We start from the raw sequence: 14,186 nt of genomic DNA, 5'->3' as shown, positions 1-14,186 counted from the left end.
TGCGAGGACCTACTTCGCGTAGATATCCTTGTAGCTATCGCGCAGTACGTTCTTCTGCACCTTGCCCATGGTGTTGCGCGGCAGATCGTCGACGAAGATCACGCGCTTCGGCATCTTGAACTTGGCGATCTGGCCATCCAGCGCCTTGAGCACGGAGGCCTCGTCGATCGCGGTCTTCTTGTCGCTCACGACCACGGCGGTGACGCCCTCACCGAAATCTGCATGCGGCACGCCGATCACGGCGCTTTCTATCACGCCGGGCATGGCGTCGATCTCGCTTTCGATTTCCTTCGGATAGACATTGAAGCCGCCGGAGATCACCAGATCCTTGCCGCGGCCGAGAATGTGGACATAGCCCTTGGCGTCGATCTTGCCGAGGTCGCCGGTGATGAAGAACCCGTCGTCGCGGAATTCCGCCTTGGTCTTCTCCGGCATCCGCCAATAGCCCTGGAACACATTCGGCCCTTTCACCTCGATCATGCCGATGGTGTCGCGCGCGAGTTCTTTGGCCGTTTCCGGATCGGTGACGCGCACGGAGACGCCGGGCAGCGGGAAACCGACCGCACCGGGCACGCGCTCGCCGTCATAAGGGTTAGACGTGTTCATGTTGGTTTCGGTCATGCCGTAGCGCTCCAGCACGGCGTGGCCGGTGCGCGCGAACCATTCGCGATGCGTATCGGCCAGCAGCGGCGCGGAGCCGGAGATGAACAGCCGCATGTGGCTGCAAGTCTCTTTCGTCAGGTTCGGCGACTGCAGGATACGCGTGTAGAAAGTCGGCACGCCCATCAGCACGGTGGCGCGGGCCATCAGCTTGATGATGAGTTCCGGATCGAGCTTGGGCAGGAAGATCATCGACGCGCGCGCAAACAGCGTCACATTGCTCGCCACGAACAGACCATGCGTGTGATAGATCGGCAGGGCGTGGATCAGCACGTCGTCCTTGGTGAAACGCCAGTATTCAACGAGGCTCAGCGAGTTCGACGCCAGATTGTCGTGGCTCAGCATCGCGCCCTTGGAGCGGCCGGTGGTGCCCGACGTATAGAGGATCGCGGCGAGATCTTCGTTCTTGCGCTCGACCGTGCTGAAGTCCGGCTTCTCTTTCGCTGCCGCATCGGTCAGCGACCCCTTGCCGTCGGCGCCCAGCGTCTCGACCTTCGCACCGACCTTGGCCGCAATGGCGGCGAAGCCTTCAGCCTTGGAGGGATCGCACACCACCAGCGACGGTTCGGCGTCGGTAATGAAGTAATCGAGCTCGTTCAGCGTATAGGCGGTGTTGAGCGGCAGATAGACCGCGCCGGCGCGCACGGTCGCCAGATACAGCACCAGACCGGGCACCGACTTCTCGGTCTGCGCCGCGACGCGGTCACCCGGCTTGACGCCGCGAGCCACCAGCACGTTGGCCATCTGGCCCGCCAGCGCGATCAGATCGCCATAGCTGATGTGCTTGCCCTCGAGCGTCTCGATGGCGAGACGCGAGGCATCGTCGAGTTTATCGAACAGGCGAGAAAACAGGTTGGCGTTCATGGCAAGGTCACGCGGTGCAGGAGTGCGGGAGCGACCGGTGCAGCTGCCTGACGATCGCGTCAATTTGTCCCGTTCCTTAGCAAGAATGGCCATATCTAGGCAACGCATCCTGCAGACGGATGGACCGCCATATCTGGTGGATCAGCCCGTCGGGTCGCGTCATCTCGTCGCGACTTCCGCTCATGATTGTATCAAACGCGATGCATCGCACTCGTCATTGATTGCCTCGCGCGAACGAAATGCACCCGCAAAAGTTTCAACGGCGCCGAAAAATATAGCCTGAAACTGGTCCCGAGACCTCGCGTAACTCGGGCATCGACGGCGCAATCTGGCCTCCAGGGGATTGCCGCGGTTGATGCCATTCATCGCACCAGCAAGATCGCTGGTCACTCACATCACTCGGGAGACGATCCATGTCCAAGCGCATTGCACTTCTGTCGGCCGTCGCATTCAGCACTCTCGCCATCACTGGCGCCGTGCTCGCCCCCGCACAGGCCGAAGACAAGAAGATGATGAAGAGCGAAATGTCGGGCGAGAAGACCGTGATGGTCGGCGGCGCGCCGATGTATCCGTCGAAGAACATCGTCGAGAACGCCGTCAACTCGAAGGATCACACCACGCTGGTCGCCGCCGTGAAGGCCGCCGGCCTGGTCGATACCCTCTCCAGCAAGGGCCCGTTCACGGTGTTCGCACCGACCAACGCCGCCTTCGGCAAACTGCCGGCCGGTACCGTCGATACGCTGGTGAAGCCTGAGAGCAAGGCGACCCTGACCAAGATCCTGACCTACCATGTGGTCTCCGGCAAGCTGAACGCCGCCGACCTCAAGGATGGCCAGAAGCTGAAGACCGTTGAAGGCGAAGAGCTGACCGTGAAGGCTTCGGGCGGCAAGGTGATGATCGTCGATGCCAAGGGCGGTTCCTCGACCGTGACCATCGCCGACGTCAACCAGTCGAACGGCGTGATTCACGTCATCGATACTGTCCTGATGCCGAAAGCCTGATCTCCGGCTTCTGCGCAACAAGTTCGCGCATCCTGACTTGTCCCCACTGGATGCGTGCGCGTCCCCGGAGGATACCGAGGGGCGCAAAAGGAGCGAGCCGGGGCAACCCGGCTCGCTTTTTTGTGATCGATATGAGCCGGCCCGACCGGGGTTGTTACAGGAGCCGCCGTAACGAACGACCGGTTATGCCGTATAGCTGGTAATAACTCGCGTCACCGAGCACCAATCGAACCACTGCTCAGCCCAGGATATGCCTATGTCGAGCATCACAGCCGCCGGCGACCGCGCCGCAACCAAGGTTACGAATAGCAAAGTCATCCAGCCCGCCTGGGTGCGCGTCGTGCACTGGGTCAATGCCGTCGCGATCGTGCTGATGATCATGTCGGGCTGGCAGATCTACAACGCCTCGCCGCTGTTCAATTTCACCTTTTCATCGTCGATCACGCTCGGCGGCTGGCTCGGCGGCGGCATCATGTGGCATCTCGCAGCGATGTGGCTGCTGGTGATCAACGGCCTCGTCTATCTCACTCTTGGCATTGTCACCGGACGCTTCCGCAAGAAGCTGCTGCCGATCTCGGCGAAAGGTGTGCTCGACGACACCAAGGCTGCGCTGACTGGCAAGCTCTCGCACGCTGATCTCTCGACCTACAATCAGGTGCAGAGGCTGCTCTATACCGGGATTATCGTGGTCGGCATTCTGATCGTGCTGTCGGGTCTCGCGATCTGGAAGCCCGTCCAGCTGCAATATCTTGCTGCGCTGTTCGGCGGCTATGACACTGCCCGCTATGTGCATTTCTTCATGATGGCGGCCATCGTCGGCTTCCTCGTCATCCATATCGCTCTGGCCCTGATCGTGCCGAAGAGTTTGCGTGCAATGATTATCGGACGCTGAGGGACACGACCATGATCAGAAAAATTCGCTCCCTCATCATTCCCGGCGTCGACAAGGATCTCCTCGTCAAGGACGCCACGAAGCTAATGCCCGACCTGTCGCGCCGCCGTTTCATCGCGTCGGGCGCAAGCTTCGGTGCGTTAACGCTGCTCACCGGCTGCGATGTGAGCGACAGTCTCTCGGCTGAAAACCTGCTGACGCATATGTCCAAGTTCAACGACATGGTTCAGGCCCGAATCTTCAATCCGAACACGCTGGCGCCGACCTATTCCGAGAAAGACATCAAGCGTCCGTTCCCGTTCAACGCCTTCTACGCCGAGGACGACGCACCGAATGTGGACGGCAAGGAGTGGAAGCTCGAAGTCTCCGGTCTGGTGCAGGACAAGAGGTCCTGGACGCTGGATGAACTGCACAAGCTGCCGGAAGTATCGCAGATCACCCGCCATATCTGCGTGGAAGGCTGGAGCGCCATCGGCTCCTGGCAGGGCACGCCGCTGCGCGACTTCCTGAAACTGGTCGGCGCGGACACCAATGCGAAGTGGGTTCATTTTCGCTGCGCCGAGGACTATGCGAGCTCGCTCGATATGCCCACGGCGATGCATGCGCAGACGCAGATGACCTTCAAGTTCGACAATCAGCTTCTGCCGCGGGCCTATGGTTTCCCAATGAAGATCCGCGTACCGACCAAACTCGGATTCAAGAATCCGAAATACGTCGTCGCGATGGAAGTCACCAACGACTACAAGGGCGGCTATTGGGAAGATCAGGGCTATAACGATTTCAGCGGGAGCTGATCGGCTTCTGGAACATCGCCAGCACCGCACCGAACACCAGCGTCGCTGCTGAGACCACAAGAGCGGATGTGAGACTGCCGGTCGCGTCCGAAATGGCACCCACCGCGATCGGACCAAGAGTCTGGCCGATGCCGAACACGATCGTCACCGCCGCGATGGCCTTCGACCATGCCGCGCGAGGATAGTTGAAGCGCACGAAGGCCGTGGTTGCCGCAACCACCGCGAAGAATGCAACGCCGAAAATGGCGGCGGAGATGCCGAGCACCACAGGCGAATGCCCGAGCAGCGGCATCGCTGCGCCTACCGCATTGGTGCCAAGAATGATTGCCATGGCGCGGCCGCTCTGGCCACGCGCCAGCACATTACGCCACAGCCAGGGCGACGCGAACGAGCTGACGCCGATCAGGCACCAGAACGCGCTTTGTGCCAAAGCGCTGCCGCCGCCATCGCGCACATAGGCAATCATGAAGGTCATGTAGGCAATATAGCCGGCGCCAAACATGAAATAGGCAATGAGGTAAATCCACATCGGGCGGATCGCGAGCGGCGCCTTGTCGTCCGTTGACGTGTCATCAGCCGCATCGACGCGCGGGCGCAACAGCGGCAGGCCGATCACGACCGATACGAGACCGAGGACCAACCACACGATCCACCAGGAGCCCGGACCAAAGCCCTGCAGCACGAACGGCGCGATCAGACCGGACAGGAGGATACCCATACCTGGCCCGGCATAAAACAGACTGAGCAGATAGGACGACCGTTCGGGATAAGCGAGGCCGATGGTGGCGGCGAGCGCGCCGCCGGCCACGAACGAAACCGCCGCACCAAAACCGGTGACCAGCCGCGCGATGCTGAGCAGCGTAAAATCCACGGTGACGCCGCAAACGATGAGCGACAGGATGCAAGCAAGCGTACCGCCCTGAATCACCGCGATCAGACCGAAGCGCCTGCCGAGCCCGGCCGCAACCAGTGCGCCGGCGAGATAGCCCGCGGCGTTGACGGTATTCATGAAGCCGGCCGCCGAATAGGACCATTGCAGGCTGTCGCGCATATCGGGCAACACCAGCGAATAGGCAAAGCGGCCGATGCCGAGCCCGATGGCCGGCGCGAGCGACAGGACGAGTATCAGCCACGCCGGGTTAGGGCGCGCCGGGGAAGGCACAGATGACGTCACGGGGATCTCCGCTGCGTCAGCAATGTCGCAGGTTTCACGGCACCCGCAATCATCCCTTCGGCAACACTGTCTTGCCATTCCCGCAATGACGTCTTAGCACTCGCGGCAATCAGTAACGGATTGCAAGGGCACTTGAATATGGCAACGCACAAATTGCTGCTTCTCCCCGGCGACGGTATCGGCCCCGAAGTGATGGCCGAGGTGAAGCGCCTGATCGACTGGATCGATGCCCAGGGCATCGCCAAATTCACGATCGAGAACGGCCTGGTTGGCGGCGCCGCCTATGATGCCGACAAGCTCCCCATCACCGATGCCACCATGGCCAAGGCGGATGCGGCCGATGCCATCATCTTCGGCGCCGTCGGCGGTCCGAAGTGGGACAGCGTGCCTTATGAGCATCGCCCCGAGGCCGGCTTGCTGCGCCTGCGCAAGGATCTCGGCCTGTTCGCCAATCTGCGTCCAGCCGTGTGCTATCCCGCGCTGGCGGAATCATCGAGCCTGAAGCGTGAGGTCGTCGAGGGCCTCGACATCATGATCGTGCGCGAGCTCACAGGCGGCGTCTATTTCGGCGAACCGAAGACCATCACCGATCTCGGCAACGGCCAGAAGCGTGCCGTCGATACGCAGGTTTACGACACCTATGAAATCGAGCGCATCGCCCGCGTCGCTTTCGATCTGGCCCGCAAGCGTCAGAACAAGGTGACGTCGATGGAAAAGCGTAACGTCATGAAGTCGGGCGTGCTCTGGAACGAGGTTGTCACCCAAGTGCATGGCCGCGAATACAAGGACGTCACGCTCGAGCATCAGCTCGCTGATTCCGGCGGCATGAACCTCGTGAAGTGGCCGAAGCAGTTCGATGTCATCGTTACCGACAACCTGTTCGGTGACATGCTCTCGGATATCGCGGCGATGCTGACCGGTTCGCTCGGCATGCTGCCCTCGGCCTCGCTCGGCGAAGTCGATGCCAAGACCAAAAAGCGCAAGGCAATGTATGAGCCGGTGCATGGTTCGGCGCCGGACATTGCCGGCAAGGGCATGGCCAATCCGCTGGCGATGATCGCCTCGTTCGGCATGGCGCTGCGTTACTCGCTGGACATGGGTGAGTTGGCCGACAAGGTCGACCAGGCCATCGCCGCGGTGCTGGCAAAGGGTCTGCGCACGGCCGATATCAAGTCGGAAGGGTCAACCGTGGTGAGCACATCCGGCATGGGCGAAGCACTGCTGAAGGAATTGCAGACGCTGCACGCTTAAGCGCGCTCGAACTTCTCCCACAAACAAAAAATGCCCGGCTGAGCCGGGCATTTTCGTATTTGGATGTCGCCGCGCTCAGTAGAGCGGGAAGCGCTCGGGATAACCGCCGAGATCCCACTGCGAGTTGAGCGGCTGGCGGTCCAGCGGACGGTTGTTGTTGTCGCGGGCGAAGGAGTAACCGGGCGGATAGGCATAATCAGTGAACTTGCGGTCACCCGGGAGCACTTCGACGCCGGCATCGAGCCAAGAGCGACGCGTCACGTAAACGCGGGTGCGGCCCTGCTGATAGGACACGTTCGGGCCGCGCGCGCCATAAACAGCGTCACGGTCAGAAACACGAACCTTCTTCTTGGTGGCGGCATCGGCCGGCGAGACGGCAACGGCGGTCGCGATGACGGCAACCGTCGCGAACAACATGGCGAGAGTTTTCGCGGCGGGGAATTTCAAGGTCATCAGGTCCTCATTGCAGTCAGAAGATCGGCATTCAAAAGCCGAGTCGGCAAATCCGATTTGCGGTCAATTTAGCTGGCCGAGGTATCCGGCCACAAGGTCTATCCGGCCACAGTCGCCGATATAATGCGCGGTGTGGCCGAATGTTGCATGTAATCCAAGGCCTTGGTCCTGCCCATCACGAAGAGGTCACAGACTGCCCCGCAGCAGCGGATTCTGGGCGCCGGTGACCCAATCGGCTGAAATGGCCGACAGTGCCGCACCGCTGATGCAGCCGGCCCGCTTCAAATCTGCCTGGGCAAAGGCCTCCTGCAGCCGGGGTTCATTGCCGGCGGTGAGCAGCACCAGCCGGTTCAGGGTGCAGGCGATCGCCGCCCGCCGCGCCGGCAGGCCTTCGCCTTGGCACGACCAGCCGGAAATCCTGAGATTGGCCACCTCCAGCGTCTTCATGAAGCCGAGGCAGCGCTTGTTGTCTTTCAGCCGGTCGGCAAAGCCCATGAGGGCGACCGGCCCGAACTTGCTGTCGATAATGCCCTCGCCCACCACCTCGCGAACGCCGCCGGGGTCCATGCGGCCCGCAATATCCGCTGCCGGCGGACCTGCCCGCTCGGCCTCGGCACCAGAGCGATACAATTCCAGCTCGGCCACCGGGGGCTCCCCGGGCGACGCCCAGCGCAAGACATCCTTGCGGCCGCCTTCGGGGTGCCTCAAAATCTCGTAAGATGCTGTTTTACCTGACGAATCAAACTGACTGACAGCAAAAGCGGGATGAGAACGGCTAGCGGCGCCCCAGCCGGCCTTGGTGGCCGGTTCGCTGCTGAGGTCGAATTCCAGTCCGTCGAAAACCGTAACCGCGGCCATGACAACCAGCGCCAGCACCCCCATATACGCGAGCAGACGCACGGCGATGGCACAGCACTCGTCGGCAAAGCTCTGCAGGGCCGGATGGACACCTGCCGACTTTGGGTGGTGCGAAACCAAAATTGAACGCATCAAACCACGCAAACACGCTTAGGACGTTGTCTTTGCGACGTTTCTCGCATAGAAGCGCGGCTCTTCCCTTTCCACGGTATGTGGGGGTGAAGCATTTTTCTTCGGAGAGTGAACGATGGGTTACAAAGTCGCGCTGGTCGGAGCGACCGGCAATGTCGGGCGTGAAATGCTCAGCATTCTGGATGAACGTAAATTCCCCGCTGACGAGGTCGTGGCGCTCGCGTCGCGCCGCAGCATGGGCGTTGAGGTTTCCTTCGGCGACAGAACCCTGAAATGCAAAGACCTCGCGACCTATGACTTCAGCGACGTCGACATCTGCCTGATGTCGGCCGGCGGAGCCGTGTCGAAGGAATGGTCGCCGAAGATCGGCGCAGCCGGTGCCGTCGTGATCGACAACTCGTCGACCTGGCGCATGGACCCGGATGTGCCGTTGATCGTGCCGGAAGTGAATGCCTCGGCCGTTGATGGCTTCACCAAGAAGAACATCATCGCGAACCCGAACTGCTCGACTGCGCAGCTCGTGGTGGCGCTGAAGCCGCTGCATGACAAGGCGACGATCAAGCGCGTCGTCGTCTCGACCTATCAGTCGGTGTCGGGCGCCGGCAAGGATGCGATGGACGAGTTGTTCTCGCAGACCAAGGCCGTCTACACCAACAGCGAGCTGGTCAATAACAAATTCCCGAAGCGTATCGCCTTCAACGTCATCCCGCAGATCGACGTGTTCATGGAGGACGGCTACACCAAGGAAGAGTGGAAGATGATGATGGAGACCAAGAAGATTCTTGATCCCAAAATCAAAATGTCCGCGACCTGCGTGCGCGTGCCGGTGTTCGTCGGCCACTCGGAAGCGGTCAACATCGAATTCGAGAACCCGATCTCGGAAGATGAAGCCCGTGACATCCTGCGTAATGCGCCAGGCTGCCTCGTGATCGACAAGCGCGAGCCCGGTGGCTACGTCACGCCCTATGAGGCCGCCGGCGAAGACGCCACCTATATCAGCCGCATCCGCACGGATTCGACGGTCGATAACGGTCTGGTTCTTTGGTGCGTGTCGGACAATCTGCGCAAGGGCGCCGCGCTCAACGCCGTGCAGATTGCGGAATGCCTGATCAACCGCAAGCTGATCACGGCGAAAAAGAAGGCCGCGTAAGCGGACCTTCGATCTCCAACAATCAAAAGCCGGATGCTCAGCATCCGGCTTTTTTTGTTTTACGCCACCGGCCGAAACTCTTTCGCGGCCTGATCGAGCACGGACAGCGAGCCGACAGCGACACCGAAGTAAGCGCCGTGCAATTCCAGCTCGCCGCTCTCGACCTTGCTGCTCACGAACGGGAACGTCATCAGGTTTTCCAGACTGCGGAACACCGCGGCCTTCTCGATACGGGTGACGAAATCCTGGAACGCCTCGTGCTCGCGGATCTCGACCTTCTCGTCGGGCTTGATGAACATCGACATCCAGCGGCCGATGAAGTCACCCGGCGACAGCGGAGCCGCATTGTCGACGAAAGCGCGGATGCCGCCGCATTGCGCGTGACCGAGGATGACGATGTGCTTCACCTTCAACACCTGCACCGCATATTCCAGCGCCGCCGAAACGCCATGGGCGCCGCCATCGGGCTGATAGACCGGCACCAGGTTGGCGATGTTGCGCACCACGAACAGTTCGCCGGGCGAAGCATCGAAGATGACCTCCGGCGACACGCGCGAGTCGCAGCAGCCGATCACCATGACTTCCGGCGACTGGCCCTTTTCTGATAATTCGCGGAAGCGCGACTGCTCGGTCGGCAATCGCTCCGACGTAAAGGTCTGGTAACCGGCAATGAGCTGCTTCGGAAATGATGTCATGGTCTGCCTCGTTCGGAGCATGATCCCGAAAAGTGGATACCGGTTTTCGCCGACAAACGGGGTCGTTTGTCGAGAGATCACGCTCAAACATACGGTCCCCACGGATAACCATAGGACGCCAGCGCGAACAAGCCTTCCGGGCGGCGGGCTGAAATGTTATCGCGGATGCCTGAATAACGAACAGGCCATAATCACAGGGAAATGACGCCATGATCCGTCCGCGCCGCAGCCATTTGTTCATGCCCGGCTCGAACCCGCGCGCGCTGGAAAAGGCCCGTACTGTGGCCGCTGACGGCATCATCCTGGACCTCGAAGACGCCGTAGCGCCGGATGCCAAGGGAACCGCGCGCGACGCCATCGCGCAGACGTTGGCCGCCGGCGGCTTCGGCAAGCGCGAGGTCATCATCCGCATCAATGCGCTGGATTCGCCGTGGTGGATCGACGACGTGACCATGGCCGGCAAGGCCAAGCCCGATGGCATCCTGGTGCCGAAGATTTCCAGCGTCGAGGATCTCTCAGCCGTTGCTGATCGCCTGAGTGACATTGGCGCCGACATGTCGATCAAGGTCTGGGCCATGATCGAGACCTCGCGCGCCATCCTGCATGCGGAAGAACTCGCGGCCGCCTCGCGCGATTCCGAAAATCGCCTGGCCGGCTTCGTGTTCGGCCCCAACGACATCGCCCGCGAGACCCGCATCCGCATGATGCCCGGTCGCGCGGCAATGTTGCCGATGATCACGCATTGCGTGCTGGCGACGCGGTTGCATGGTCTCGAAATTCTCGATGGTCCCTACAGCAATTTCAGCGATACCGAGGGTTTCATCGCCGAAGCCGAACAGGGCCGCGACATCGGCTTCGACGGCAAGACGCTGATCCATCCGAGCCAGATCGAGGCCTGCAACAAGGTCTTCACGCCGCCGGACGACGAAGTCGCCCAGGCCCGCCGCATCATCGCCGCCTTCGAACAGCCGGAAAACGCCAAGCGCGGCGCGATCCAGCTCGACGGCAAGATGGTCGAGCGCCTGCATGCGGAGATGGCGAAGCGCACGATCGCGATTTCGGACGCGATCGCAGCGATGGGGGGTTAGTACCAGTCAGCAACGACGCGCTTTCTTCACCCTCCCCCTTGCGGGGAGGGTGGCGCGTTGCGAGCGCAGCGAGCAGCGCGACGGGTGGGGGTGCCACAGGCGATGCTCTCACGTGTGGCACCCCCACCCCGGCCTCCACCTGAACGATGCTTCGCATCGTCAGGTTCGGCCGACCCTCCCCGCAAGGGGGAGGGATACCGCGGGCCGTTGCGCGAAATTTGTAGATTCAAAGGCTGATACTAACGTGCGCCAACCCGCTCCGTCACCCACGCGTAAAAGCTTCCCGGCACCGGCGCTTCTTTGCCGCGCCCCTTCGGCGAGATGTGAAAGCCCAATATCCCGGGATCGCCAATCAGCCCCTTAAAATTCGACGGCTCGAAGAACAGCTTCGGCTCGGCATGAACCGCATAATACGACTTCCGCGGCAGCGCGTGATGCTGCGAGCCGTGACGCTTCGCCAGCGCCGTCAGCGATGCCGGGCCGAAGATCGCGACGCGCACATCACTGGCACGCTTCGACCTGTCGCGCCATTTGCGCCATGCGAAAGCGAGGCGATGGCGCAATGACATCCAGTCTGGCGTCAACTCGTCCTGCATGATCAGCGCCTCGAACGCCGCGACGATCGGATCGTCAGGCGGCAGATACAGCACCGAATTGCCGAGCTGACGTCGCTTCTCCCAGGCGAAATAGGGTTTTGCGGAATCGATCTCGACGGGTTTCAGCAGCAGCACATCCGCATCGAGCCAGAGGCCGAGACCTTCGGCCATCAGCCGGATGCGAAAGAAATCGCTGAACTGCAGCGGGGTCCAGCCAACCCACGCGCCATCGGGAGCTGACGGGCGCAGCCGCTCGGCAAAGGCGCGCGGCAACACGGCTTCCGCATCGGCATTGCTCACGCCATCCGGCAGATCGGTGATCGGTGCAAAACTGTAGAGCGTGACGCGGTGGCCGGCCTCGACCTGCGATCTCAGGCACAGCCTGCGCAGCGCATCGAGCGGGCCCTCCCAAAAGGTGACGACGTCAGGAATCACGCGTCACCTTCCGAAGTGAGATCAGGCCCAGGCGCGCGCGGTCTTGAGCTTCTCTTCGTAGCTGTCGATGGAGGCCTTCTTCTCCATCGTCAGGCCGATATCGTCGAGACCGTTGAGCAGGCAGTGCTTGCGGAACGGATCGATTTCGAACTTTACCGTGCCGCCGTCAGGGCCACGAATTTCCTGGTTCGGCAGATCGATGGTGATTGTCGCATTGGCGCCGCGCTCGGCATCGTCGAACAGCGCGTCGAGATCCTTCTGCGAGACACGGATCGGCAGCACACCGTTCTTGAAGCAGTTGTTGTAGAAAATGTCGCCGAACGAGGTCGAGATCACACAGCGGATGCCGAAATCCAGCAGCGCCCACGGCGCGTGTTCGCGCGACGAACCGCAGCCGAAATTATCGCCGGCCACCATGATCTTGGCATTGCGATAGGCCGGCTTGTTGAGCACGAAATCCGGGTTCTCGCTGCCGTCATCCAGGTAGCGCGCTTCCGAGAACAGGCCCTTGCCGAGACCGGTACGCTTGATGGTCTTCAGATACTGCTTCGGGATGATCATGTCGGTATCGACATTGATGATCTTCAGCGGTGCCGCGACGCCTTCCAGCGTGGTGAACTTGTCCATGAACGTATCCTCGGATTGAGCGGGCGTTTTAGCCCGATCGGGCGGCCCGTCCAAGGGTGATTTATGCAGGGCTAATCGGCGACGCCAGCCTCGATGGCCTCCATATCGGCATCCGACAGGCCGAAATGGTGGCCGATCTCGTGGATCAGCACGTGGCGGACGATATGGCCGAGGGTTTCGTCATGTTCGGCCCAGTAATCCAGGATCGGCCGGCGATACAGCCAGATCATGTTGGGCAACTGCCCGGTATTGTCCTGGCTCTGGAATGGCAGGCCGACACCTTGGAACAGGCCGAGCAGGTCGAATTCAGTCTCGGCCTGCATCTCCTCCAGCACCTCGTCGGTGGGGAAATCATCGACCCGGATGATCACGCCCGCGCAGAGCTTGCGGAAATCCTCCGGCAGAAGGGCGAGCATGGCATGGGCCATGTCCTCCATTTCCGCGAGATCGGGAGCTTTTGCCTGGTGCCACATGTTTCCCTGTCTAGCCAATTCCCATGACATGGCAATGCGCCGGTGCAGTGCGTTCACGAGCGGTTGACGGGCGGGCGTCAATCGGAGACTTTGCGGCGGCGTTTGAGGCATGATCCTGTCCGAAAACCGGCATTTACTTTTCGGGATCATACGTATGGCGGTTTGGGGCGTTAAGATGCGGATCATGATGGCGGCACTGGGATTGGCGGTTGCGCTCGGCGCGTTGCCGACGGCGAACACCGCACAGGCGCAGACGGCCACGCAGGTCGCCCAATCCGGCGACAACGTTCAGCCCCGCCGTGCCCGGCCGCGCGTCCGCATCTATCGCACGCCCGATGAGCGCGGCGTTTATCCGAGCTACAATCCCGGCCCGAATGCCGTGCGCGATTGCACCGCCAATCTGGTGCAGGAATATCGCCCGAGCGGCACCGTGATCGTACCGCGGATGAACTGCTACTGGCGCCGCGGCTGAGCCGACACTTCATACTTTAATTTTCAATGACGTCGGGCCGAAACTTTGCAACTGCGGAGATGGCGGTCGCATGCGCTGACTTTCGTTCCAGCGATGCGTCACAAAACCCTGCGACATATCGCACCGAGCATATTCACATCGCGTTCACCTCCTGCGCCCTAGCGTCATCAGCATGGGCGATGATCCATTCGTGAAGCTGCGTCTCGACATGAACGCAGCAGACTCAGGAGAGAACACGTGAACGTGAAGAAATTTTTCGGCCTAGCCGCCATCGCAGGATTGCTCTTCGTCGCAGCGCCGACGCAGCAGGCAAATGCAGTCTCGCTGAACAGCCCGGGCATCGCATCGTCCGTACAGGGCGGTGAGAAGCTGACGACTGAGGTGCAGTATCGTCATCACCACAATCGCGGCTATCGCGGGCATCACGGCATGCGGCGTCACCACGGTTGGCATCGTCCGCATCACATCCGCCGCCATCACGGCTGGCACCGGCCGCATCACGTGCGTCGTCACGGCTGGCGCTACTAAGACTCTCTCTAAAAGTCCAAACAGGCGTGCGCAAGCGCGCCTG

The 14,186-nt window shown here is 61.2% G+C and carries 16 protein-coding genes; 8 read left to right on the top strand and 8 right to left on the bottom strand.

Annotated elements, in window-relative coordinates; genetic code table 11:
* Positions 1–9: 9 nt before the first annotated feature.
* Complete coding sequence (locus AB7828_RS22170) at positions 10–1,524, bottom strand: malonate--CoA ligase (RefSeq protein ID WP_441231169.1); 1,515 nt, start codon at positions 1,522–1,524, stop codon at positions 10–12.
* A gap of 413 nt (positions 1,525–1,937) precedes the next feature.
* On the opposite strand from AB7828_RS22170, the gene AB7828_RS22165 reads away from it, so the two are divergent.
* From AB7828_RS22165 to AB7828_RS22155, 3 genes are all read left to right on the top strand, one after another.
* Positions 1,938–2,525 carry a fasciclin domain-containing protein gene (locus AB7828_RS22165; RefSeq protein ID WP_309941195.1) on the top strand — a complete coding sequence of 196 codons (588 nt, stop codon included), beginning with the start codon at positions 1,938–1,940 and terminating at the stop codon, positions 2,523–2,525.
* 256 nt (positions 2,526–2,781) lie between these two features.
* Positions 2,782–3,417 (top strand): cytochrome b/b6 domain-containing protein, encoded by a 636-nt coding sequence (locus AB7828_RS22160; protein WP_441231168.1) that lies wholly within the window; start codon positions 2,782–2,784, stop codon positions 3,415–3,417.
* Between the two features lie 11 nt (positions 3,418–3,428).
* Complete coding sequence (locus tag AB7828_RS22155) at positions 3,429–4,211, top strand: molybdopterin-dependent oxidoreductase (RefSeq protein WP_184512662.1); 783 nt, start codon at positions 3,429–3,431, stop codon at positions 4,209–4,211.
* On the opposite strand, the gene AB7828_RS22150 is transcribed toward AB7828_RS22155, so the two are convergent.
* Positions 4,198–5,385, bottom strand: a complete 1,188-nt coding sequence (locus AB7828_RS22150; RefSeq protein WP_244628364.1) for a YbfB/YjiJ family MFS transporter — start codon at positions 5,383–5,385, stop codon at positions 4,198–4,200. The two genes, AB7828_RS22155 and AB7828_RS22150, sit on opposite strands and share 14 nt — an antisense overlap.
* Before the next feature lie 138 nt (positions 5,386–5,523).
* On the opposite strand from AB7828_RS22150, the gene leuB reads away from it, so the two are divergent.
* Positions 5,524–6,636, top strand: a complete 1,113-nt coding sequence (leuB, locus tag AB7828_RS22145) for a 3-isopropylmalate dehydrogenase (protein ID WP_089266487.1) — start codon at positions 5,524–5,526, stop codon at positions 6,634–6,636.
* Positions 6,637–6,711: 75 nt separating this feature from the next.
* On the opposite strand, the gene AB7828_RS22140 is transcribed toward leuB, so the two are convergent.
* Positions 6,712–7,089 (bottom strand): hypothetical protein, encoded by a 378-nt coding sequence (locus tag AB7828_RS22140; protein ID WP_089266485.1) that lies wholly within the window; start codon positions 7,087–7,089, stop codon positions 6,712–6,714.
* Positions 7,090–7,275: 186 nt separating this feature from the next.
* On the bottom strand, positions 7,276–8,079 hold the full coding sequence (locus AB7828_RS22135) for a hypothetical protein (protein ID WP_441231167.1): 804 nt from the start codon (positions 8,077–8,079) through the stop codon (positions 7,276–7,278).
* 115 nt (positions 8,080–8,194) lie between these two features.
* Here AB7828_RS22135 and AB7828_RS22130 point away from each other — a divergent pair, with 115 nt between their 5' ends.
* On the top strand, positions 8,195–9,229 hold the full coding sequence (locus AB7828_RS22130) for an aspartate-semialdehyde dehydrogenase (protein ID WP_068737914.1): 1,035 nt from the start codon (positions 8,195–8,197) through the stop codon (positions 9,227–9,229).
* Positions 9,230–9,288: 59 nt separating this feature from the next.
* Here AB7828_RS22130 and AB7828_RS22125 read toward each other — a convergent pair whose 3' ends face one another.
* Positions 9,289–9,924 carry a carbonic anhydrase gene (locus tag AB7828_RS22125; RefSeq protein ID WP_068737916.1) on the bottom strand — a complete coding sequence of 212 codons (636 nt, stop codon included), beginning with the start codon at positions 9,922–9,924 and terminating at the stop codon, positions 9,289–9,291.
* Between the two features lie 209 nt (positions 9,925–10,133).
* Here AB7828_RS22125 and AB7828_RS22120 point away from each other — a divergent pair, with 209 nt between their 5' ends.
* Positions 10,134–11,012: an HpcH/HpaI aldolase/citrate lyase family protein gene (locus tag AB7828_RS22120; protein WP_441231166.1), complete on the top strand. Its 879-nt coding sequence runs from the start codon at positions 10,134–10,136 to the stop codon at positions 11,010–11,012.
* A gap of 239 nt (positions 11,013–11,251) precedes the next feature.
* On the opposite strand, the gene AB7828_RS22115 is transcribed toward AB7828_RS22120, so the two are convergent.
* The 3 genes from AB7828_RS22115 to AB7828_RS22105 form a co-directional block, all read right to left on the bottom strand.
* Complete coding sequence (locus tag AB7828_RS22115) at positions 11,252–12,043, bottom strand: hypothetical protein (RefSeq protein ID WP_441231165.1); 792 nt, start codon at positions 12,041–12,043, stop codon at positions 11,252–11,254.
* 21 nt (positions 12,044–12,064) lie between these two features.
* Positions 12,065–12,670 carry a 3-isopropylmalate dehydratase small subunit gene (gene leuD / locus AB7828_RS22110; RefSeq protein ID WP_089266479.1) on the bottom strand — a complete coding sequence of 202 codons (606 nt, stop codon included), beginning with the start codon at positions 12,668–12,670 and terminating at the stop codon, positions 12,065–12,067.
* Between the two features lie 71 nt (positions 12,671–12,741).
* Positions 12,742–13,143, bottom strand: coding sequence for a metallopeptidase family protein (locus tag AB7828_RS22105; protein ID WP_089266478.1), 402 nt, complete (start codon positions 13,141–13,143; stop codon positions 12,742–12,744).
* Positions 13,144–13,318: 175 nt separating this feature from the next.
* Here AB7828_RS22105 and AB7828_RS22100 point away from each other — a divergent pair, with 175 nt between their 5' ends.
* The gene (locus AB7828_RS22100; protein ID WP_320447694.1) at positions 13,319–13,615 is read left to right on the top strand and encodes a hypothetical protein; all 297 of its coding nucleotides are present in this window, start codon (positions 13,319–13,321) and stop codon (positions 13,613–13,615) included.
* Between the two features lie 237 nt (positions 13,616–13,852).
* Positions 13,853–14,143, top strand: coding sequence for a hypothetical protein (locus AB7828_RS22095; RefSeq protein WP_120287769.1), 291 nt, complete (start codon positions 13,853–13,855; stop codon positions 14,141–14,143).
* The last annotated feature ends 43 nt before the right edge of the window (positions 14,144–14,186 follow it).

The sequence above is a fragment of the Tardiphaga sp. 215_C5_N2_1 genome (assembly GCF_052076055.1).
GTDB classification, from domain to species: Bacteria; Pseudomonadota; Alphaproteobacteria; order Rhizobiales; family Xanthobacteraceae; genus Tardiphaga; species Tardiphaga robiniae.
This window is presented reverse-complemented; position numbering and strand designations above follow the sequence as displayed.

Bases quoted from the DNA above. Each gene is read 5' to 3' on its own strand.
- leuB (WP_089266487.1), top strand. From the start codon at position 5,524: ATGGCAACGCACAAATTGCTGCTTCTCCCCGGCGACGGTATCGGCCCC.
- AB7828_RS22120 (WP_441231166.1), top strand. From the start codon at position 10,134: ATGATCCGTCCGCGCCGCAGCCATTTGTTCATGCCCGGCTCGAACCCG.
- leuD (WP_089266479.1), bottom strand. From the start codon at position 12,670: ATGGACAAGTTCACCACGCTGGAAGGCGTCGCGGCACCGCTGAAGATC.
- AB7828_RS22105 (WP_089266478.1), bottom strand. From the start codon at position 13,143: ATGTGGCACCAGGCAAAAGCTCCCGATCTCGCGGAAATGGAGGACATG.
- AB7828_RS22135 (WP_441231167.1), bottom strand. From the start codon at position 8,079: ATGCGTTCAATTTTGGTTTCGCACCACCCAAAGTCGGCAGGTGTCCAT.
- AB7828_RS22125 (WP_068737916.1), bottom strand. From the start codon at position 9,924: ATGACATCATTTCCGAAGCAGCTCATTGCCGGTTACCAGACCTTTACG.
- AB7828_RS22165 (WP_309941195.1), top strand. From the start codon at position 1,938: ATGTCCAAGCGCATTGCACTTCTGTCGGCCGTCGCATTCAGCACTCTC.
- AB7828_RS22100 (WP_320447694.1), top strand. From the start codon at position 13,319: ATGCGGATCATGATGGCGGCACTGGGATTGGCGGTTGCGCTCGGCGCG.
- AB7828_RS22155 (WP_184512662.1), top strand. From the start codon at position 3,429: ATGATCAGAAAAATTCGCTCCCTCATCATTCCCGGCGTCGACAAGGAT.
- AB7828_RS22160 (WP_441231168.1), top strand. From the start codon at position 2,782: ATGTCGAGCATCACAGCCGCCGGCGACCGCGCCGCAACCAAGGTTACG.
- AB7828_RS22130 (WP_068737914.1), top strand. From the start codon at position 8,195: ATGGGTTACAAAGTCGCGCTGGTCGGAGCGACCGGCAATGTCGGGCGT.
- AB7828_RS22170 (WP_441231169.1), bottom strand. From the start codon at position 1,524: ATGAACGCCAACCTGTTTTCTCGCCTGTTCGATAAACTCGACGATGCC.
- AB7828_RS22140 (WP_089266485.1), bottom strand. From the start codon at position 7,089: ATGACCTTGAAATTCCCCGCCGCGAAAACTCTCGCCATGTTGTTCGCG.